We start from the raw sequence: 20,623 nt of genomic DNA, 5'->3' as shown, positions 1-20,623 counted from the left end.
GAAACAAGGTGAACATTACGAGAAGACTTCTGGGGAAGGTGGCACTCGGGCTGGCCGGGGCGACCATGCTGATGCAGTTCCCGGCACTGGCCGCGGACAAGCCGGCGCCTTTCGACAAGCCCGGCGTCAAGATCGCGCTGGTGCGCTATCTCTCGACCGGCGACTTCTTCCAGGCCTATCTCTCGGGCGTCGAGGCGCAGTCGAAGGCGCTCGGCATCGACTTGCGCGTGCTCGACAGCCGCCAGGACGCCGCCCTTCAATCCGATATGGTCGACCAGGCCATAGCGCTTGGCGTGCAAGGCATCATCATCCAGCACGGCCTGACGGAATCGATGAAGGACGCCGCCCAGCGCGCGGTCGACGCCGGCATCAAGGTGGTGGCTTTCGACGTCAATGTCGAAAACCCCAAGATCCCGCAGGTCGAACAGTCCGACCGCGACTTGGCCCGGCTCGCTCTCGAGCAGGCGGTCAAGGACAATGGCGAGAGCTGGAAGGCCGGCTATGTCTATGTCGCCGGCATCGCGCCGCTCGACCGCCGCAACGAGACCTGGGTCGACGTCAAGAAGAAGCATGCCGGCATCAGCGAAGTCGCGATGTTCGGCACGCTCGACAATCCGATCGCCAACTCCGTCGCCAACCAGGCGCGTTCTGTGCTGTCGGCCCACCCCGACATCAAGGTGATGTTTGCCCCCTATGACGAATTCGCCAAGGGCGTGAAGATCGCCGTCGACGAGGCGGGATTGAACAAGGGCATCAAGATCTACTCGGCCGACATCTCGACGTCGGATATTGCCGCGATGCGTGAGCCCGACAGCGCCTGGGCGGCAACCGCCGCCACCAATCCGGCCGTCGTCGGCCAGGTCTCGGTGCGCGCGCTGGCACAGCTGCTCGCCGGCGAAGACCCCGGCCACAACGTCGTCGTGCCTCCGACGCTGATCACCCAGAAGGACCTCGTCGACAAGGACATCAAGAACATGGAGGACCTGTCGGCCAAGCTGCCGCAGTTCGCCCATGCCGACGTCGCGATGCCGGCCTGGATGCCGAACCCGAACGCCAAGTAATTTGGCTATCCGGCGAAGGAAGGAGCGGCGCTCGCGCCGCTCCTTCCGTTACATCCAGTGTTCTGGGTCGCGCATCCCGTGGACAATCGCCACGACCAGGACACCTTCCGACTGCGGTTCGTAGATGACGATGTAGCGGCCTTCGACGAGTACACGGGCCGTCATGCTCAACTCCGGCCGAGCCGCGCCCATCTTGGGGTGCTGTGCCGCCAGTTCCAGCTTGTCAAAAATGCGCAAAAGCAGCTTGTCCGCTGCCTTTTCGTTGTCGATTGCGATTGTATGCCAGATGTCTCGCAAATCCTGCGAGGCGCGAGGCGTAAACCGGTATCTAGCCACGGGCGCGGCGTTCTGCCTTCAGGCCGCGTATGAACTCCGCGGGTTCGACTTCCACCGGCTTGCCGCTGGCCATGCCGTCAGCATAGGCCCGCTTCAAGTGATCGAGCTCCAGGGTTCGCAATTCCTCACGCTGCTCCCACAAACGCAAAGCGTCGCGGACAATCTCGCTGTTGGAGGCATATCCGCCACCTTCTATGGCGCTTTGCAGGCGAGCGGCCTGCTGTGGCGTTAGCGATATGGTAAGGGTGCGCATGGGTTCGTTTTTCATCCCCACCCTATACCATTCCCCACAAGATCTAACAATCGTTGTTAGGATTCTGGCATATGAGCCTTACAATCCCATCTCGCAAGGCAGGGGATTGTAAGGGCGAGGCTTTCGCCTACCGCATCGCCGCCGCGATGTTGCCGCCGTCGACGGTCGTCACATCGGCGGTGGTCCGGTCAGCCAGCGCGTGATGCAGGAAGGCCTGCGCCACGTCCTGCGCCGTCACTTCCTGGCCGAGCAGATTGCCGGACATGTAGTCCTTCTCCGACACGCCGCGCGCGCCGGAGCGGCTGGCGATCATGGCGTCGGTCAAAAGTCCGGAGCGGATGCGGTCGGCGTTGACGGCGTTCGAGCGGATGCCGTGGGCGCCATAGTCGAGCGCATATTGCCTGGACAGGAACAGCGTCGCCGCCTTCGGCACGCCATAGGCGCCGAATTTCGGACCCGGATTGACCGCCTGCTTGGAGGTGTTGAACAGAAGCACGCCGCCGGTTCCCTGTTCGAGCATGATGCGCACGGCATTCTGCGCCACCGACTGGTGAGCAAAGAAATTGAGCTCGAAACTCCTGCGCAAAAGCGCATCGTCGAGCTCGCCGATCCGGCCTTCCCAGGCGGCACCGGCATTGGAGACCAGGATGTCGACGCCGCCGAACACGGCAACCGCCTTGTCGAAGGCGGCACGCACCTGTGCCGGGTCGGTGATGTCGGCGGCGACGCCGATCGAGTTGTTGCCGGCCTTCTTCGCCGCCTCGGCTGCCTTTTCGGCATCGAGATCGACAACGACGGCATGGGCGCCATTGTCGGCGAACAGCTTGGCCGTCGCCGCGCCGATCGCGCCGGCGCCGCCGGTGATCAGCACCACCTGGCCGGTCAGCGGCTTCGGCTTGTTGGAAGCGAGCTTGGCTTGTTCCAGCGACCAGTATTCAAGCGGGAACAGGTCGGCCTTGGAGAGCGGATGAAACCGGCCGACCGCCTCGGCACCGCGTACCGCCTCGATCCACATCTCGCCGACATCCGAAGCGATCTTCGCATCCTTCAGCGTGCGGCCATGGCCGAACATGCCGAGGCCCGGCACCAGCGTCAGGCGCGGCATCTGGTCGAGCATGGTGCGCTTGACGTCGTCGAGCGCATCGTTGGCTTCGAAATAGGCGCGGTAGTCCCTGGCGAAGGCTTGGACGTGATCCTTGATCACCGCCTTGTAGTCGCCGACCTTGTCGGCATTGGGCGCCGGCAGTGCCATCGGCCCGGTCTTGATGCGGATCGACAGATCGGGCGTCGACACGCCGCGCCCGGCATAGTCGGCGATCTCAGCTGAATTGATGAAATCGACGATCGCCTCCGAGGTGCGGAAGTCGCTGATCATGCGGTCGAAACGGCCTTCGCCGCGTGCTACGGCCACAGCCCCCCGCAGCGTCGGTGCGATAGCCGCCGGTGTCGCGAGCTTTGCCGGCAATGCTGCCTTTGCCGCTGTCGGCTTGGCGTTCTTGGCGACGTACTCCTCGGCGACATTCACATAGTGGATCATCCGGTCGTAGGCCTGCCTGGCGTCGTCGCCGAAGGTGAAGATGCCATGCTTGTCGAGGATCAGGCCCTCGACCGACGGATCGGCGTCAAAGATGTCGGCCGCCGCCTTGGCGAGGTCGAAGCCGGGCATGATGTAGGGCACATAACCAATCCTCGCACCGAACACCGTCTCCACCAGCCGTTTGCTGTCCTCCTGGTCGACGATGGCCAGGATGGCGGTCGAATGCGTGTGGTCGACGAATTTATGCGGCAGGAAGGCATGCAGCAGGGTCTCCACCGAAGGGTTGGGCGAGGACGGGTCGATGAGGTTGGCGCGTTGCAGGGCAACCATGTCTTCGTCGGCCAATCTGTTCAGTGCGCGGGCCTTGAGCAGCGGCTTGAGCTTGACCGCCGGCAGGCCCTGCGGCTCGATGACACCCATGTCCCAGCCGCTGCCCTTGACGCACAGCACGTCCCACTGGTCGCCGACGAGATCGGTGGCCGTCGTCTTGCACGACGTGTTGCCGCCGCCATGCAGGACCAGCCGTGGTTCACCGCCCAGCAGCCGCGTCGTGTAGACACGCAGCGCCAGGTCGCGGCCAACACCCTTTTTTGCATAGTCGGCAACGAGTTTTTCGGCTGCGTCGTCGTTCCACAGGTTCTTCATGTTCGCTTCGTCCGGTTGTTGTCTTTGATGGTGAAACAGGAATGCCGCGACGCTTTGATGACAATGCGCCGGCGGCGGAAATATGTGTTTTCCTAGGAGGCCTTTTCTGTCGTGGCAGCCGCGTGATCCAGCAGCCTCTGCGCCATGCGCGCGCCGACCACCAGATGCGTGCAAAGTCCGCCGGCGATCGCCGCGAGCAGGGGCTCGAACTTGCTGTCCTCCTGCACGACCATCAGGCGCCTGGCGATGGCGCGCAGCGAGGCAAGCTCGGCCGAGATCACCCGGCGGTTGTAGCTGCAGTCGAGCACCTTGCCGTCAGCGTCGATGATCTGCCCGGCAATGACGCCGGCAGCACCTCGGCTGCGCAGCTCCGCCATTTCGCCTGATGTCAGCGCACCGCATTTGACCAGATGGCTGTCGGCGTCGACAGCACCGACCGAGTACAGCGCCAGATCGCATTCACCGACGCCTGACAATTGCTCGCGGATCACTGGTTCGGCGCGCAACGCCCGCGCCAGCTCTTCCGTCGACAGCACCAGCGGCGCGTAGAAGTTGAGCCCCTTGGCGTTGAGCCGCCGCGCGATTTCCATCGTGCATTGGTCTGGCCGGTAGGAATAGGGCGCGCCGAGATTGCCGCAGAGCTGCACCACGGTGACATCCTGCAGGTCGGCATAGGACATGATATCGGCGATCATGTAGACGGTGCGGCCCCAGGCGACGCCGATGCGGTCGCCCTTCTTGACCAGTTCGAGAAAGACGCTTGCCGCCAGCACGGCGATTTCCGTCGACGGATCGGCGATATGGTCGTTCTCCGGCGCGATCCAGACGGCGTCGAGGCCCAGCGCATCCTCGAGCTTGCGCGCGAGCACATCGTCGGTGAAAAGCTGGGTCGAGGTCGAGATGTTGACGATGCCGGTCTCGCGCGCCTTGCGCAGATACATGGCGACCGAGGCACGGGAAATGTTAAGCTGGCTCGCCACCTGGTCCTGTCGCAGGCCATGGGCGTAGTAGAGCCAGGCGGCCTTGTGGATGAGCTGTTCTGCCGGTCGTATCGCCATGCCGTCTCCTCGGCTGACATTATTCACGGCCTTCGACAAAAGTCAAACCACAAGGTATACGATGCCTTTTCATCAGCTGAATCTAGATCATCATTGTGCCAAATGCGCTCTATCGCGGCATCGTTGGTGGTGACGCGGCCCGAGCCTGTGATTAGAACATCTCAAAGAAGAAACTCGGGGAGGACGGGATGGGCAATCCTTACGAACAGGATCTCGAAAAGAACGCGGCCAACCACCAGCCGCTGACGCCGCTCACCTATCTGGAGCGCGCGGCAAAGACCTATCCCGACCATGTCGCCATCATCCATGGCCGCCAGCGCATCGACTATCGCACCTTCTGGCGCCGGTCGTTGAAGCTTGGCTCGGCCCTTCAGAAGCGCGGCATCGGCAAGGGCGACACCGTCACCGTCATGCTGTCCAACACGCCGCCGATGCTGGAAGCGCATTTCGGCGTGCCGATGACCAGGGCGGTGCTGCACTCACTCAACACCCGCCTCGATGCCGCCGTCATCGCCTTCCAGCTCGATCATGCCGAGAGCAAGATACTGATCGTCGATCGCGAGTTCTCCAGCGTCGTCAAGCAGGCCCTGGAACTGGCCAAGGTCAAGCCGCTGGTCATCGACTATGACGATCCCGACTACGCTGCCGACGCGCCGTATCCGAAGGGCGAGCGCATAGGCACATCAGACTATGAGGATTTCATCGCAAGCGGCGACGAGGACTTCGCCTGGTCGATGCCCGACGATGAGTGGGACGCCATTTCGCTCAACTACACCTCCGGCACCACTGGCAATCCGAAAGGCGTCGTCTACCACCATCGGGGTGCTGCCCTCATGGCCTACACCAACACCATCCATGCCGGCATGGCCAAGCACGCCGTCTATCTGTGGACGCTGCCGATGTTCCACTGCAATGGCTGGTGCTTTCCATGGACGCTCGCCGTCCAGGCCGGCACTCATGTTTGCCTGCGCTGGGTGCGGCCGAAGCCGATCTACGATGCGATTGCCGACCACGGCGTCACCCATCTGTGCGGCGCGCCGGTCGTCATGTCGGTGCTGATCAATGCGAAGGACGAGGACAAGCGCGAATTCGCGCAGACAGTCACCTTCAACACCGCGGCTGCCCCGCCACCGGAGGCCGTGTTGTCGGGCATGGCCGATGCCGGCTTTGCCGTCACCCATCTCTACGGATTGACCGAAACCTATGGCCCGGCGGTCGTCAACGAATGGCACGGCGCCTGGGACAATCTCGAAAAGGGCGAGCGCAGTGTCAAAAAGGCGCGGCAGGGTGTGCGCTATGCAGCGCTCGAAGGCCTGACCGTCATGGATCCCCAGACGATGCGGACGACGCCGGCGGATGGCGAGACCATCGGCGAGGTGATGTTCCGCGGCAACATCGTCATGAAGGGCTATCTCAAGAACCGCAAGGCGAGCGACGAAGCCTTTGCCGGCGGCTGGTTCCACTCCGGCGATCTCGGCGTCATGCATGCCGACGGCTATATCCAGCTCAAGGACCGTTCCAAGGACATCATCATCTCGGGCGGCGAGAACATCTCCTCGATCGAGGTCGAGGATGCGCTCTACAAGCACCCCTCTGTCGCCTCTTGCGGCGTCGTCGCGAGGGCCGATGACAAATGGGGCGAGGTGCCGGTCGCCTATGTCGAGTTGAAGCCCGGCAAGGCGGCGACCGAGGCCGAGATCATCGAGCACTGCCGCGCACTGCTAGCCCGCTTCAAGGTGCCGAAGGCGGTGATCTTCGCCGAAATCCCCAAGACGTCGACCGGCAAGATCCAGAAGTTCCGGCTGCGGGAAATGGCCAAGGTCGCCTGACGTCTAGGGCAGAAATATTTTCAGCGACCCGCATCCTCGGGCCGCCTGGTGACGTCTGTTGGATGTCACCAGCTGTCACCAATCGTACGCGTACATCGATTTCGCGTTGACAGGTCGGTCATTTCGATTTACGACTGACGAAAATTGAAATTCGTCAGTCGTAAACAAAGAGAGCCATGTCCGAAGCCGCCAACATAGTCGCTGACGTTGCCCGACAGGAAGTCGCTCGGCAGGAGAATGTGACGCGCATTCTCGACTGCGCCGAGCGCCTGTTCCGGCACTACGGTTACGGCAAGACCAATGTCGCCGACATCGCCCGTGAACTCGGCATGTCGCCGGCCAATATCTACCGCTTCTTCGCCACCAAGGTCGAAATCCACCAGGCCGTCTGCGGCAGGATGCTCGGTGCCAGCTACAAGATGGCCTACGAGATTTGCCACCTGCCGATCAGCGCGGAAGAGCGGCTTCGGCGCTACGTGCATGCCCAGTACAAGATGACGATGGAAGTCATGCTCGACGAGCAGAAGGTCCATGAAATGGTGATCGTTGCGCTCGAACGCGATTGGGGCGTCATCGACAAGCACGTCGACAGCATCCACGATCTGTTCGCGGAAGTCATCCGCGATGGCATCGAGGCCGGCGAGTTCAGGCAACAGGATCCGGTGATCGCCTCGCGCTGCTTCGGCGCCGCCACAGTCATCCTGTGCCATCCGCAGATGGTCGCGCAGTGTCTGGCCAAGACCAACCGGGCCATGCCCGACGACCTCATCGATTATGCAATCAAGGCCCTGAAATAGCGCCGCACTCTGGTGCCGGTGTCGCCCATTCATCTCCAGTCGGAGTAGCAAGATGTCTTTGTCCCGTTCCATCCTTCGCAAGCTGCCGGTCGCCGGCCTGATCGTCGCGGCGCTCGGGCTTGCCGGCTGCTCGCAGGAGAAAGCCGACGTCAAGGACATCATCCGCCCGGTCAAGGTCGTCGAGATCGCCCAGGCGCATGACACCCGCACGCTCTCCTATTCCGGTTCCGTGCGGGCCCGCACCGAAAGCGCCCTGGCGTTCCGGGTCAACGGCAAGATCACGGAGCGCCTTGTCGACATTGGTCAGCATGTGGCCTCGGGCGATGTGCTCGCCCGCATCGATCCCATCGACTACGACCTTTCGGTCAAAAGCGCTCAGGCAGCGCTCGATGCCTCCGAGCGGCAGGTCGAGACCGTCGAGCTTGCCCGCAAGCGCGCCGAGCAGCTTTTTGCCAAGAATTTTGCACCGAAATCGCAGCTCGAACAGGCGACCCTGAGCTATGACCAGGCAGTCGCCACCCGCGATTCCGCCCGCTCGTCGCTCGACCAGGCGAAGAACCAGGCCGGCTACACCGACCTCAAGGCCGACAGGGACGGCATCGTCACCGCGGTCAGCGCCGATGTCGGCCAGGTGGTCGGCTCCGGTACGCCGGTGGTCACCGTCGCGGTCGATGGCGAAAAGGAAGTGCTGATCGCGGTGCCGGAAATGGAAATCGCCGAGTTCAAGCCCGGCAAGATCGTCAAGGCGGGCTTCTGGTCCGACGACGCACTCGCGCTCGACGGCAAGGTCCGCGAAGTCGCCGGCAGTGCCGATCCGCAATCGCGCACCTTTGCCGTCCGTGTCAGCCTGCCCAATGATCCGCGCGTGCTGCTCGGCATGACCGCCAGCATCGAAGCATCGGCGGCCAATGAGCGGCAGCTCGTTTCGATCCCGCTGAGTGCGCTGGCCAAGCAAGACAGCCAGTCGATCGTCTGGACCGTCGATCGCGGCGCCGACACCGTCCACGCCCGACCGGTCAAGGTCGCCAAGTTCGCCGCCGATGGCGTGCGGGTCGCCGACGGATTGAAGGCCGGCGATGTCGTGGTCGCTGCCGGCACGCAGTTCATGACCGAGAACCTGAAGGTGAAACTCACCGGCGATACCGTGCAATCCGCATCTGCGGGAGACAGCGACACCAAACAGGTGCGCTGACGACAGACACCGGCTGCGCGTTCCGCAGCCGCTGGTTTCCGGGCGGCAAACGCTCGAACCGAGGCGCTCGATTGGTGTGACCCCCCGCGCATCAATTTTCGCGTCCCCAACCGCGATGAGTGTTCTCCGCTCGGAGAGCCTTGCCGCCCGGAAGCCAACTACCGAACCTCGATCTTGCTGCGCTAGACAGATGGACCTGTATCGATGACCAATTCCACGGACGAGAAGCGGCCCTTCAACCTGTCGCGCTGGGCGATCGGCCATCCCTCCATTGCCCGGTTCCTGTTCGGCCTGATCATCATTGCCGGTGCGCTCGGCCTGATGCGCATGGGCCAGAAGGAAGATCCCGATTTCACCTTCCGGGTGATGGTCGTCCAGGCGATCTGGCCCGGCTCCTCGATCCAGGAGATGGAAGACCAGGTCGTCAACAAGATCGAACGCAAGCTGCAGGAAACGCCGCACCTCGATTTCGTGCGCTCGTTCACGCGCGCCGGCAGCGCCATCATCACGGTCCAGATCAAGGGCGACACCAACGCCGCCGAGGTGGCGGACGCCTTCTATCAGGTGCGCAAGAAGGTCGGCGATATTGCTGGCGATCTGCCGCAAGGCCTGCTCGGCCCGTATTTCAACGATGAATTCGGTGACACCTTCATCACGCTGCATTCGATCAGCGGCGATGGCTTCAGCTATCCCGAGCTGAAGAAGTTCGCCATCCAGGCGCGCGACATGCTTTTGACCACGCCCGGCGTCGAGAAGGCCGTCATCATCGGCGACCAGCCGGAAAAGCTCTATATCGACATCTCCTCCAAGGCGCTCTCCGAACGCGGCCTGACGCTGACCGATCTGCAGAACGCGATCAAGGGACAGAACAATGTCGACCCGGCCGGCTCCGTCGACACCGGCACCAACTCGGTGCGCATTTCGGTCGAGGGCGACGTCAGCAAGGTCGAGGATATCCGCAACCTGCGCTTGCGCGCCGGCGGCCAGGTCACCCGGCTCGGCGACATCGCCACGGTGACGTCGGGGCTGGAAGATCCTTTCCAGCGCAAATACCGCTTCAACGGTCATGACAGCGTGCAGCTTGGCGTCGTCATGGCCAAAGGCTTCAAGGTCACCGATGTCGGCAAGGAGGTCGAGGCGACCTACAAGCGCTTTGAGGAGGCGCTGCCCTATGGCGTTTCGGTCGACCAGATTTCCGACCAGCCGGGCGTCGTCACCGATGCGGTCGCCGAATTCATGCATGCGCTCGGCGAAGCGCTGCTGATCGTGCTCGTCGTCTCGTTCCTGTCGATCGGCTGGCGTTCCGGCCTGGTCATCGCCATCGCGATTCCACTGGTGCTGGCCGCCACTTTCGCCATCATGTACGAACTCGGCATCGACCTGCAGCGCATCTCGCTCGGCGCGCTGATCATCGCGCTCGGCCTGCTCGTCGACGACGCCATGATCGTCGTCGAGATGATGGAGCGCAAGCTGGAGGAGGGGCTGGTCAAGATCGAGGCGGCGAGCTTCGCCTATTCCTCGACCGCCTTCCCTATGCTGACCGGCACGCTCATCACCACCGCCGGCTTCATCCCGGTCGGCTTCGCCGCCTCGACGGCCGGCGAATATGTGCGCACGCTGTTTTATGTCGTCGGCATCGCGTTGATCGTCTCGTGGTTCGTCGCGGTCTATTTCACGCCGTGGCTCGGCTACATGATCCTCAAGCAGCGCAAGCATGCTGGCAGCCATCACGACGTCTTCGACACGCGCTTTTATCGCCGGCTGCGCTCGACCGTCGGCTGGGCCGTGCGCCACCGCATCATCGTGCTTGTCATGACCCTGGTGACCTTCGGCACCAGCCTGTGGGCGTTCCAGTTCATCCCGCAGAACTTCTTCCCACAATCGTCTCGGCCCGAAATACTCGTCGATCTCTGGCTGCCGGAGGGCACCAGCATCAAGGAAGTCGAGGTGCAGGCCAAGGCGCTTGAAGCCAAGATGATGGACGACAAGGACAAGCGTTTCATCGCCACCTATATCGGCGAAGGCGCGCCGCGCTTCTTCCTGCCGCTCGACCAGCAGCTGAGCAATCCGAACTTCGCCCAGCTTCTGGTGATGGCCAATGACGAGCCGGCCCGCGAACGGCTGATCGTCAAGCTGCGCACCGTCCTGGCCGAGGACTTCCCGTCCATCCGCGCCAAGGTCGACCGCCTGTTCCTCGGCCCGCCGACCGGCTGGCCGGTGCAGATGCGGGTCATGGGCCCGGACCGCCAGGAGGTACGCCGCATCGCCGACCAGGTGAAGGCCAAGTTCCGCGAAGATCCGCTGCTTGGCGCCGTCCATGACGATTGGCTCGAGCCGGTGCCGGCAATGAAGCTGGTCATCGACCAGGATCGCGCCCGTGCACTCGGCGTGACCTCGCAGCGCATCCGCCAGATGCTGCACGCGACCATGTCCGGCGCGCCGCTCGACGACTTCCGCGACGGCGAGGAGACGGTGTCCATCGTCGCCCGCGAGCCGGATGCCAGCCGCAGCCTGCTGTCCTCGGTCGACTCCGTCTATATCCCGACCGATTTCGGCGGCTTCGTGCCGCTGTCGCAGGTCGCCAAGGTGGTGCCGGTGCTGGAGCAAGGCATCGAATGGCGGCGTAACCGCTTGCCCACCATCAGCGTGCGGGCAACGCTGCCCGACGGCGTGCAGTCCAACGACGTCGTCACCAAGTTGTACAAGGACATGCAGGGTCTGCGCGATGGGCTGGCACCTGGCTACAAGATCGAGATTCAGGGCGGTGCCGAGGATTCGGCCGAAAGCCAGGCTTCGATCGCCGCCAAGGCGCCGATCATGCTGGCCATCATCGTCGTGCTCTTGATGATCCAGCTGCAGAATTTCGGCAAGGCGATGCTGGTGCTGGCGACCGGCCCGCTCGGCATCATCGGTGCTGCCGCGGCCCTTCTGATCAGCGGCGCGCCGTTCGGCTTCGTCGCCATCCTCGGCGTCATCGCGCTGCTCGGCATCATCATGCGCAACTCGATCATTCTGGTCGACCAGATCGACCAGGACATTGCGGCGGGCATGGAGCGATCAGAAGCGATCATCGGCTCGGCCGTGCGCCGTTTCCGGCCGATCACGCTGACCGCCTTGACGGCGGTGCTGGCGCTGATCCCGATCTCGCGCGCCGTGTTCTGGGGGCCGCTCGCCTACGCCATGATGGGCGGCATCCTGGTTGCCACCGTGCTGACCATCCTGGTGCTGCCGGCGGGCTACGCCCTGTTCTTCGGCCGCGAGCCCAAGAAGCACGGGGTGGAGGGGCGGATCGACGATCTGGAACTGATCCCGGAAGCCGAGAAGCCACAACTGGCGCTGGCGGCCGAATAGATCGACTACGCCAGCTGAAAAGGATCGGGCGCGCCGAAGCGCGCCCGATCCTTTTCATTTCCGAGGTCAGATGACGAAATACCAGTTGGCGAGCAGCATCACCACCACGCCTGCGACCAGTGTCAGGTAGGGCAGCATGCCCGCCTTCTTGACCGCCAGATCGGACGAACTCATGCCGAGGTCGGCCAGCATATGGTCGGGGAACTTGCCGCCGTCCTGGATGTAGTGGCGGAAGCAGAACACCGGGATGATCAAGGCCGCGGTGATCAGTCCGGCCCACAGTGCCATCGGGTTCCAGACCTTGGCGCCGGCGCCCATGAAGATCGCGTTGACATAGGCGAAGATGGCGCCGACCCCGAGCAGCCAGCTCGGCGCCTTCCATGGCCGCGCGATATGGCCGTTGTCGATGCGATGGATCCAGCCGGCGTTGAGGTTGAGGAAGTTGAAGATGATGTAGCCGCAGTTCGACACGGCGAGGATGAAGAAGAAGCTCGTCGCGTCGGCCGAAGCGATGGCCAGCACGATCAGGTTGAAGCAAAGGTCGGTCCACATGGCCCGCGTCGGCGCGCCATGCTCGTTGACGTGGCTGAGATAGCGCGGCAGCCAGCCGTCGACAGAGCCCTGGTAGAGCGTGCGCGAAGAACCCGCCATCGCCGTCATGATGCACAGCACCAGAGCCAGGATCATCAGCATCACCAGCAGGCTGTGGATCAGCGCTCCGCCACCGACCATCCCGGCCAGAGCATCGGCGACACCGGAGCCGTCGACGATCGGGGTGGCCAGCATTCCGTTCAAGCCGAGCACGCCCTGGAAGGTGAACGGCACCAGGATGAACAGCAGCATGCAAAGCAGGCCGGAATAGAAGATGGCCTTGAACGTGTCGGTGCCGGGGTTCTTGAATTCGGAGGTGTAGCAGACGGCGGTCTCGAAACCGTAGGTCGACCAGGCGGCGATGAACATGCCGCCGAGCACGAGCGTCCAGCCGGCGATGTTCCAGGCGCCGGGCTCCGGCGCGTAGGCGGCCGCCAGCGGCACCAGCGGCGAAAAATTCGCCCAGTTGATCTGGCCGGTGAAAATCGGCACGACGCCGACGATCAACATCGGGATGATGACCAGCAGGCCGATATATTTCTGCACATTGGCGGTGCCCAGAATGCCGCGATGCTGGATCGAGAAGATGATCAGCATCAGCACCGCGCCGATGAAGAAGGTGGCATTGAGCGTGAAGGAGACTGGGCCGAGTGTGTGGCTGTACAGCGTCCAGTTGCGGATCGCCGGCGTCGCGGCAGCGGTCACCGCCGTGATCGCATCGGCGGCGCTCGTGCCGGCATGGGCCGCGATATAGGCGACGACATCGGGCGAGGTTTCGGTGAACAGCGGCACCGGCGCCAGCGCGTTGAGGATATAGGCGGCGGCGATCGAGCAGCCGAGCGACAGCACCGGCGACCAGGCGAACCAGTTGCACCACACCGACAGCGGCGCGATGAACTTGGAATAGCGCAGCCAGGCGGTGGCGCCATAGATCGAGGCGCCGCCCGACTTGTTCGGGAACAGGCCGGCGATCTCGGCATAGGTGAAGGATTGCAGGAAGCCCATGATCATGGAGGCGATCCAGATCGCGAAGGCCAGCGTGCCGGTCGTGCCGGCAATGCCGCCGATCGAAAACAGGACGAGGGCAGGGACGCCGCTGGCCACCCAGAAGGCGCCGCGCCAGTCGATATTCCGGTGCAGCTTGCTCTCGGCAAGCGGCTCCAGCGTAGTGGTTATCGTGCTCATGTGTTTGGGTTCCCCTTTTGATGTTCCCCGTCCGTGACGGCCGCGACTTCGCGAGGCTTCATCATCGACGCATGCGTTGGGCGGCTGCCGGTGTTTCCACTCAGTCGCATTTTTTTCTTAGCAGTGAAGATTGATCCGGCGCGCTTGCACGTCAAGCGTTTTGTGAAACCATGCACATCACGCTTGCGAAACATGTCAGCTTCGCACTGCTGTGGGCGGGATTGTTTCGAAAGAAGGACCAGAGGCCCTGAAATGAAAAACCCGCCTGAGGCGGGTCGCGGCGCAAACCAGCACCATTCCCGTATGAATAGCATAACTGCCGGCACTTGTCGATCGAAACGCCTAGCCGCGGCGATCGCTCAGACTGCCGGCGCGGCTCTGACTGTCTTGTGAGTGAAGCGCGGTCAGGAGCGTGGCTTGGTCTTCTGTGGATCGTAATGGGCAAAGGCGACGACCCGCGCCGGCAGCCGTTTGGCATGGCCGTCGAGCTTGCCGATCTCGACCTCGGTGCCGATCGCAGCGTGGGTGACGTCGAGCCGCGCCAGCGCGATGGTCTTGTTCAGCACAGGCGAGCGCATACCTGACGTGACCACGCCGATCTGGGCGCGGCCGACATGCACGCAATCGCCATGGCCGACATCGACATTGGCGTCGATGTCGAGGCCGACCAGTTTTGTCTGCGGGTTTTCCTTGCGCCGGATCAGCGCCTCGCGGCCGATGAAATCGTCGGTCTTGCTCTTCAACGGCACGGTGAAGCCGATGCCGGCCTCGAACGGGTCGGTCTGGTCCGAAAATTCGTAGCCGGCGAAGATCAGTCCGGCCTCGATGCGCACCATGTCTAGCGCCTGCAGTCCCATCGGCTTCAGCCCGTTCGGTTGGCCGGCCTCCCAGATGGCGTCGAACACTTTTTCGGCGTCGCGCGGATGGCACCAGATCTCGTAGCCGAGCTCGCCGGTGTAGCCGGTGCGCGAGACGACGACCGGGATGCCGTTGCCGCCACCGATGCGGGCGACGGCGAAACGGAACCATTCGAGCTCCTCGATCGATGGTTGCAGCGGCGAGGTCCAGATGACCTCCCTCAGGATGTCGCGGCTCTTCGGGCCTTGCACGGCGATATTGTGCATCTGGTCGGTCGACGAGCGGACCAGGACGTTGAGGCCGAGCTTCTTCGCCGTTTCGCGCAACCATTCGCCGGACAGATCGTCGCCGCCGACCCAGCGGAAATTGTCCTTGCCGAGCCGCAGCAGCGTGCCGTCATCGATCATGCCGCCATGCTCGTAGCACATGGCGGAATACACGACCTGGCCGACGCCAAGCTTCTTGACGTCGCGCGTCAGCGTGTATTGCAGCAGCGCCTCCGAATCCGGCCCGGTGACCTCGAACTTGCGCAGCGGCGACAGGTCCATGATCACCGCGTCCTGCCGGCAGGCCCAGTATTCGTCGATGGGGCCTTGCCTGGCGAAGGAATTGGCCAGCCAGTAGCCCCTGTACTCGACGAAGTTGCGGGTGTGCTTGGCAAAGCTCGAATGAAAGGAGGTCTCGCGGGTCATTTTCGGTTCCGAATCAGGCGTCATGCGTCTGGCGATCGCTCGCGAAAATTTGTGCTGGCCGGAATAGGTGCGCACATGGATGTCGGTCAGGTTCCAGCCATTGGCCGGCGTCGTGTCGTCGGGGCAGGCTGAGGAAACGCAGACGATGTCGGTCAACGCCTTGAGCAGCACATAGTCGCCCGGCCGCGACCATGGCTCGTCCGACACCATGACGCCATGCGCGTCGATCGCCGTATTGAAGAAGAAGTTGATCGCCATCCAGCCGGCACGTGGCGTAACACCCTTGTCCGACAGCGCGCGATTGAAATTCTCGGAGCAGTTGGTGTGACCGGGATAGCCGATGTCGTCGTAGTATTTGGCCGCGCAGGCGAGCGCGAAGGCATCGTGCCGGCCGCACGTGTCCTGCACCACCTCGACCAGCGGCTCCATGTCCTGGTCGTAGTATTTCGAATGCAGGCCGGGCATCGGATAGCTCGCGCCCATCAGCGTGCGGGTCGTCGTCACGTCGAGCGGATGGTCGCGACCCTTATCCAGCTTGCGTGCCGAAAAGCACTGGAAGTCGGTGCATTGGCGCCCGTCGACGTCGATGATCTGCAGATAGTCGCCGGCCCTGACGAAGTAGGATTCCGCCGTCGCCGAGTGGACGCGCAGGTCGAGCACCGGCTCGGCGAGCGGGTCGGCCAATTGCGACTTCGCCGCCGGACGGATCGTGGCGCGCCGGACGATGACGCCGAGCGGCGTCGCCGTGTCGTGGCCATCGACAAGCATCGGCCCGCCGGGCGCGGCGATGACCATCGCGCCGTCGCGCACGACATTGAAACCCTGCTCGGTGCCGGCCGGCGTGGTGCAGCCGAAAACACGCACTGCCTTGGCCTGATCCAACTGCACCTGCCGGCGCGCAAGCCCGCGCCGCAACGCGCCAAGACTGTCGTCACCCTCGGCCAAAAGCGCCTTGATGCCGGCAGCATTGCTGTTCGATGTTTCGCCAAAAATGCCGGGGTCGGTCACGCCGGCCTTGTCCCACGCCAGCAACTCGCATGCCTGGCCGCCTTCGACATTGCGCACCGTCAGTGTATCGCCGGCTTCGACTTCGATGAGAACGGCGCCGTTGCCCTGGATGGTATAGCGCTCCATGCCCGGCGGCAGCGCGATCTGGCCGGGCCTCAGGATGAGGCTCGGCCGTGGTGGTCCGGCAGCGACGGCAGGGTAGGGCGATTGGCTCATCTCAGCCTTGCGTTTCGAGACATCGGTTCGAGAAACAAGTTTGCCTGTACGTGAAATTATTTTAGCAGGAAGAATAGGCAGCAAGGCCGGATTTGGCAAGCGAAGGTGGCCTTTCTTGTCTGTTCCGCGCTACGCCAACTCCTCCGAATGCGCGATCGTCACGCCGTACTCAGCCGCCGCGTCGAGCATAGTGTGCCACAGGCTTCCGGCGAAGGTCGCAAACACCAGCAGGTTGAACACGGCCTGCCCATCCGGCCGATCGCCGCCGCGCCAGAGCGTGACGCTGGTGTGATCGATCGAAGTTGCGGCGGCAGCGCCAATCGGGAATGCCGACGGGTGCAGGTCAATCGACGACAACTTGGCCAGCATGGTGCGGGCCCTGGCCCCGGAAATGCTGACCAGGGCGCGCGCATGCGACTGGTCGGACAGGGAGGCAGGGCCGGACAATGCCGGCGCCAGCGTGTCCATCGTGTGCTTGCCGCCCTTCGACAGGATGAAGAACTGATCCGGCCCGGACCAGATCAGCGTGGCGTCCTGGCTTTGCACCGCCTTCGGCGCATTGGGAGCCGCCACGCCGAAACGGCCGTTGGCCGCCCGCGCCAGTTCGGCCGCTTTTCCGCGCCGCGCCATCACCTGGATCAGGTCGAAATTGCGGATTTCCGTCAGCGAGACGCCGGCCTCGATGCCGCGTGCGCCATGCGCGCCGGTGACAAGCGCATGATCGAGCGGACTGCGGGAAGCCCAGGAAAACTCAGCCACGCTGGCGCCCTCCATCCGGATCGTAGAAGACGGGATTGCACAGTTCGACGTCGTAGTCCTCACCGCGCAGCGGATCGTGTGCACGGACGATCTCGCCGACGCGTTCGCGGCCGCGCTCGACCAGGCCGAGCCCGATCCATTGGTCTGATGTCGGCGAGAAGCAGACCGAGGTGACATAGCCCTGGTCGTTGCCCGGCCCAGGTGCCTGCCCCTTCGGAATGATATGCGCGCCGGAGCGCAGCCTGCGCGCCTTGTCGACCGGCTTGATGCCGACCACGACCTGACGGTCCGGTGCAACCAGCGCCTCGCGCCCGGCCATGACGCGGCCAATGAAATCCTTTTTGGTCGACATCATCTTGCCGAGACCAAGATCCGCCGCCGTCGTCGTACCGCTCAGTTCCGGTCCGGCGATGTGACCCTTTTCAACCCGCATAACGCCGAGCGCCTCGGTGCCGTAAGGCGTGACGCCGAATGGCGCGCCGGCCAGCATCAGATTGCGCGCCATGGCATCGCCAAAGCGTGCCGGCACCGAAATCTCGAACGCCATCTCGCCGGAGAACGAGATGCGGAACAGCCGCGCCTTGATGCCGCCGCGCAAGCGGACTTCGCGCGCGCCCATGAACGGGAAACCTTCATTGGAAAGGTCTTCCGCCGGATCGACAATCGCCTTGAGCAGGTCACGGGTCTTCGGCCCGGCGATCGAGAACTGTGCCCACTGGTCCGAGACCGAAGTCAGTTGCACGTCGAGTTCGGGAAACAGCACCTGCCGGCAGAATTCGAGATGCTGCATCACCAGTCCGGCCTTGGCCGTCGTGGTGGTCAGGAAATAATGATCCTCGGCCAGCCGCGACGTGGTGCCGTCGTCATAGACCATGCCGTCCTCGCGCAGCATCAATCCGTAGCGGGCCTTGCCGACGGCGAGATTGGAGAAGGTGTTGATATAGACGCGGTCCAGGAAAGCGCCGGCATCCGGGCCGTGCACGTCGATCTTGCCGAGCGTCGAGACATCGCAGAAGCCGACGCCGCCGCGCACCGCCTTGACCTCGCGGGTCACCGATTCCAGCCAGTCCTTCTCGCCGGCGCGCGGATACCACTGCGCGCGCTTCCACAGCCCGGTGTCGACGAAAACAGCACCTTGTTCGGCGGCCCAGTGATGCGACGGTGTCAGCCGCGTCGCATGGAACGTCTCGTCGCGATGATGGCCGGCAAAGGCGCCGATCGCGACGGGCACGTAAGGAGGGCGGTAGATCGTCGTGCCGGTCTCGGGAATGGACCGGCCAATGACCGCGGCCATGATGGCGAGACCGGCGACATTGGAGGTCTTGCCCTGGTCGGTCGCCATGCCGAGCGTCGTGTATCGCTTCAGATGCTCGACCGATTCAAAGCCTTCGCGCTGCGCCAGTTCGATGTCGGAGGCGGTGACGTCGTGCTGGTAGTCGACAAAGGCCTTGCCCTTGCCGGCAACGTGCCAGAGCGGCTTGAGCGAGAACGCCTCGTCGTCGGCGACAGGGGCGGTGCCTGCCTTGCCGCCGTGCCCGGTGTCATGCGCGGCTGCGCTACCCGCGGCAAAGCCCTGAGCCAAGCAGGCGCCGAGCCCGAAGGCACCGTTGGCGGCGCCCACGGCCACCATTCCGGGAGGCGCGCCATTCGGCACGAAGGCGGCGATGTTATCCAGCCATTTCGGCCGGCCGCGATGATAGGAGGTCAGCCCGACAGCCGGGTTCCAGCCGCCGGAAACGGCAAGCCCGTCGGCTTCGACCTCGGCGCGCGCGCCACCGGTGAGTGACGCAGCGATCTTCCTGACGCCATCCTTGCCGCCATCGACCCCACTGACCGAACCGTGCAGCACCGGGAAGCCGCCCTTGGACGCCAGCGAACGATGGGCGGGCGATACGTCAGGCCGCGCGTCGATGACCGCCGCGATCTGCAACCCGGCGCCGAGTGCGATCTCGACCGTGCGCCAGCCATCCTCATTGTTGGTGAACAGCGCGATGCGTTTGGCCGGCGCTGCCGCGTAGCGCGCGACGTAGGTCCGCATGGCGGAAGCCATCATCACGCCAGGCGTGTCGTTGCCGGCAAAGACGATCGGCCGTTCGATGGCGCCGGCCGCGACCACGCAGCGCCTGGCCACGATCCGCCACAGCCGCTGGCGCACCTGATGCTCCGGCGGCGAGGGCAGATGGTCGTTGACCCGCTCGATGGCGCCATAGGTGCCGCCGTCATAGACCCCGAACAGCGTCGTGCGGGTCATGATGCGGACGTCTGGCAGGGTAGCAAGCTCAGCCAGCGTCCGCGAAAGCCATTCCGCTGCCGGCAGGCCATCGATCGTGCCGCCATCCGCCAGCAGGCGGCCGCCCGGCGAAAAATCCTCCTCGCACAGGATGACACGGGCACCCGAGCGTCCGGCTGCCAAGGCCGCGGCCAGTCCGGCCGGGCCCGAGCCGCCGATCAGCACATCGCAATGCGCCCACGCCTTGTCGTAATGGTCGGGATCGGCGACGCCCGCGGCGCGGCCAAGTCCGGCGGCGCGGCGGATCGCCGGTTCGTAGATCGCTTCCCAGAATTTCGCCGGCCACATGAAGGTCTTGTAGTAGAAGCCGGCGACGAAGATCGGCGCGAACAGCTGGTTGACCGACATCACATCGTGGCGCAGCGATGGCCAGCGGTTCTGGCTAGCGGCCTCTAGCCCTTCATAGAGCTCGGCCGTGGTCGCCTTGGTGTTCGGTTCGCGCCGCGCGCCGGTGCGCAATTCGACCAGCGCGTTCGGCTCTTCCGAGCCAGCGGTGAGGATGCCGCGCGGGCGATGGTATTTGAACGAGCGGCCGACAAGCTTGACGCCATTGGCGATCAGCGCCGAGGCGAGCGTGTCGCCCTGGAAGCCGGAGAACGTCTTGCCGTCGAAACGAAAATTCAGCGGCGCGGAGCGGTCGATCAGGCCGCCACTGTCCAGCCTGTTGGTCTGTCCGCCGGCCATCACGCACCAACTTTCGCGGCACCGGCACCCGCCGCCGGCTCAACCGAAGAAATCTCGTGCGTCAGCGTGTTGCGGGCGATCTTCAGCCAGGTCCGGCAGCCGCCGCCATGGTACCAGTATTCGCTGGTCTCGCCGGCGACATTGTCGCGCAGATAGACATAGTCGAAGACTTCGTCTTCCGAAGCGCCGGCCGCCGGCCGCAATGGTTTGGCGTCGCCCAGATAGGTGAATTCGCCGAGTTCACGTTCGCCGCAGAAGGGACAGACTATGCGCATGGTTCC

At 63.9% G+C, this 20,623-nt stretch carries 14 protein-coding genes; 5 read left to right on the top strand and 9 right to left on the bottom strand.

Going from position 1 to position 20,623, the window contains the following annotated elements; translation table 11 throughout:
* The first annotated feature begins 8 nt into the window (after window positions 1-8).
* Window positions 9-1,061 carry a substrate-binding domain-containing protein gene (locus AC1DZP_RS05840; protein ID WP_457150317.1) on the top strand — a complete coding sequence of 351 codons (1,053 nt, stop codon included), beginning with the start codon at window positions 9-11 and terminating at the stop codon, window positions 1,059-1,061.
* A gap of 48 nt (window positions 1,062-1,109) precedes the next feature.
* Here the strand turns inward: AC1DZP_RS05840 and AC1DZP_RS05835 are convergent, their stop codons facing one another.
* The 4 genes from AC1DZP_RS05835 to AC1DZP_RS05820 form a co-directional block, all read right to left on the bottom strand.
* The gene (locus tag AC1DZP_RS05835) at window positions 1,110-1,397 is read right to left on the bottom strand and encodes a type II toxin-antitoxin system RelE/ParE family toxin (RefSeq protein WP_477300746.1); all 288 of its coding nucleotides are present in this window, start codon (window positions 1,395-1,397) and stop codon (window positions 1,110-1,112) included.
* On the bottom strand, window positions 1,390-1,650 hold the full coding sequence (locus tag AC1DZP_RS05830) for a type II toxin-antitoxin system ParD family antitoxin (RefSeq protein ID WP_477300744.1): 261 nt from the start codon (window positions 1,648-1,650) through the stop codon (window positions 1,390-1,392). Before AC1DZP_RS05830 ends, AC1DZP_RS05835 begins: the two co-directional genes overlap by 8 nt.
* A gap of 127 nt (window positions 1,651-1,777) precedes the next feature.
* Entirely contained in the window at window positions 1,778-3,832 is a 2,055-nt protein-coding gene (locus tag AC1DZP_RS05825) for a bifunctional aldolase/short-chain dehydrogenase (protein WP_477300742.1), read from the bottom strand.
* 92 nt (window positions 3,833-3,924) lie between these two features.
* Complete coding sequence (locus AC1DZP_RS05820; protein ID WP_457150319.1) at window positions 3,925-4,890, bottom strand: sugar-binding transcriptional regulator; 966 nt, start codon at window positions 4,888-4,890, stop codon at window positions 3,925-3,927.
* A gap of 188 nt (window positions 4,891-5,078) precedes the next feature.
* Here AC1DZP_RS05820 and AC1DZP_RS05815 point away from each other — a divergent pair, with 188 nt between their 5' ends.
* The 4 genes from AC1DZP_RS05815 to AC1DZP_RS05800 all read left to right on the top strand — a co-directional run bounded on the left by AC1DZP_RS05815 (window position 5,079) and on the right by AC1DZP_RS05800 (window position 12,059).
* Window positions 5,079-6,719 (top strand): acyl-CoA synthetase, encoded by a 1,641-nt coding sequence (locus tag AC1DZP_RS05815; protein WP_477300740.1) that lies wholly within the window; start codon window positions 5,079-5,081, stop codon window positions 6,717-6,719.
* 176 nt (window positions 6,720-6,895) lie between these two features.
* Window positions 6,896-7,516: a TetR/AcrR family transcriptional regulator gene (locus AC1DZP_RS05810; RefSeq protein ID WP_477300738.1), complete on the top strand. Its 621-nt coding sequence runs from the start codon at window positions 6,896-6,898 to the stop codon at window positions 7,514-7,516.
* Between the two features lie 52 nt (window positions 7,517-7,568).
* Entirely contained in the window at window positions 7,569-8,708 is a 1,140-nt protein-coding gene (locus AC1DZP_RS05805) for an efflux RND transporter periplasmic adaptor subunit (RefSeq protein ID WP_477300736.1), read from the top strand.
* Between the two features lie 204 nt (window positions 8,709-8,912).
* A complete protein-coding gene (locus AC1DZP_RS05800) occupies window positions 8,913-12,059 on the top strand; it encodes an efflux RND transporter permease subunit (protein ID WP_477300734.1) in 3,147 nt (1,048 codons plus the stop codon).
* A 66-nt stretch (window positions 12,060-12,125) separates the two neighbouring features.
* Here AC1DZP_RS05800 and AC1DZP_RS05795 read toward each other — a convergent pair whose 3' ends face one another.
* From AC1DZP_RS05795 to AC1DZP_RS05775, 5 genes are all read right to left on the bottom strand, one after another.
* Complete coding sequence (locus AC1DZP_RS05795) at window positions 12,126-13,835, bottom strand: APC family permease (protein ID WP_477300732.1); 1,710 nt, start codon at window positions 13,833-13,835, stop codon at window positions 12,126-12,128.
* A gap of 404 nt (window positions 13,836-14,239) precedes the next feature.
* Window positions 14,240-16,609 carry a DUF1989 domain-containing protein gene (locus tag AC1DZP_RS05790; protein WP_477300730.1) on the bottom strand — a complete coding sequence of 790 codons (2,370 nt, stop codon included), beginning with the start codon at window positions 16,607-16,609 and terminating at the stop codon, window positions 14,240-14,242.
* A 129-nt stretch (window positions 16,610-16,738) separates the two neighbouring features.
* Window positions 16,739-17,368 (bottom strand): sarcosine oxidase subunit gamma, encoded by a 630-nt coding sequence (locus AC1DZP_RS05785; RefSeq protein ID WP_477225942.1) that lies wholly within the window; start codon window positions 17,366-17,368, stop codon window positions 16,739-16,741.
* Window positions 17,361-20,342 (bottom strand): sarcosine oxidase subunit alpha, encoded by a 2,982-nt coding sequence (locus AC1DZP_RS05780; protein WP_477300728.1) that lies wholly within the window; start codon window positions 20,340-20,342, stop codon window positions 17,361-17,363. The genes AC1DZP_RS05785 and AC1DZP_RS05780 overlap by 8 nt, the downstream gene beginning before the upstream one ends.
* Entirely contained in the window at window positions 20,342-20,617 is a 276-nt protein-coding gene (locus AC1DZP_RS05775) for a sarcosine oxidase subunit delta (protein ID WP_477300726.1), read from the bottom strand. The genes AC1DZP_RS05780 and AC1DZP_RS05775 overlap by 1 nt, the downstream gene beginning before the upstream one ends.
* Window positions 20,618-20,623 lie beyond the last annotated feature (6 nt).

Source organism: Mesorhizobium sp. P2_F8 (assembly GCF_056403655.1).
Note: the sequence above shows the minus strand (reverse complement) of the source record. Positions and strands in the feature narration are given on the sequence as shown.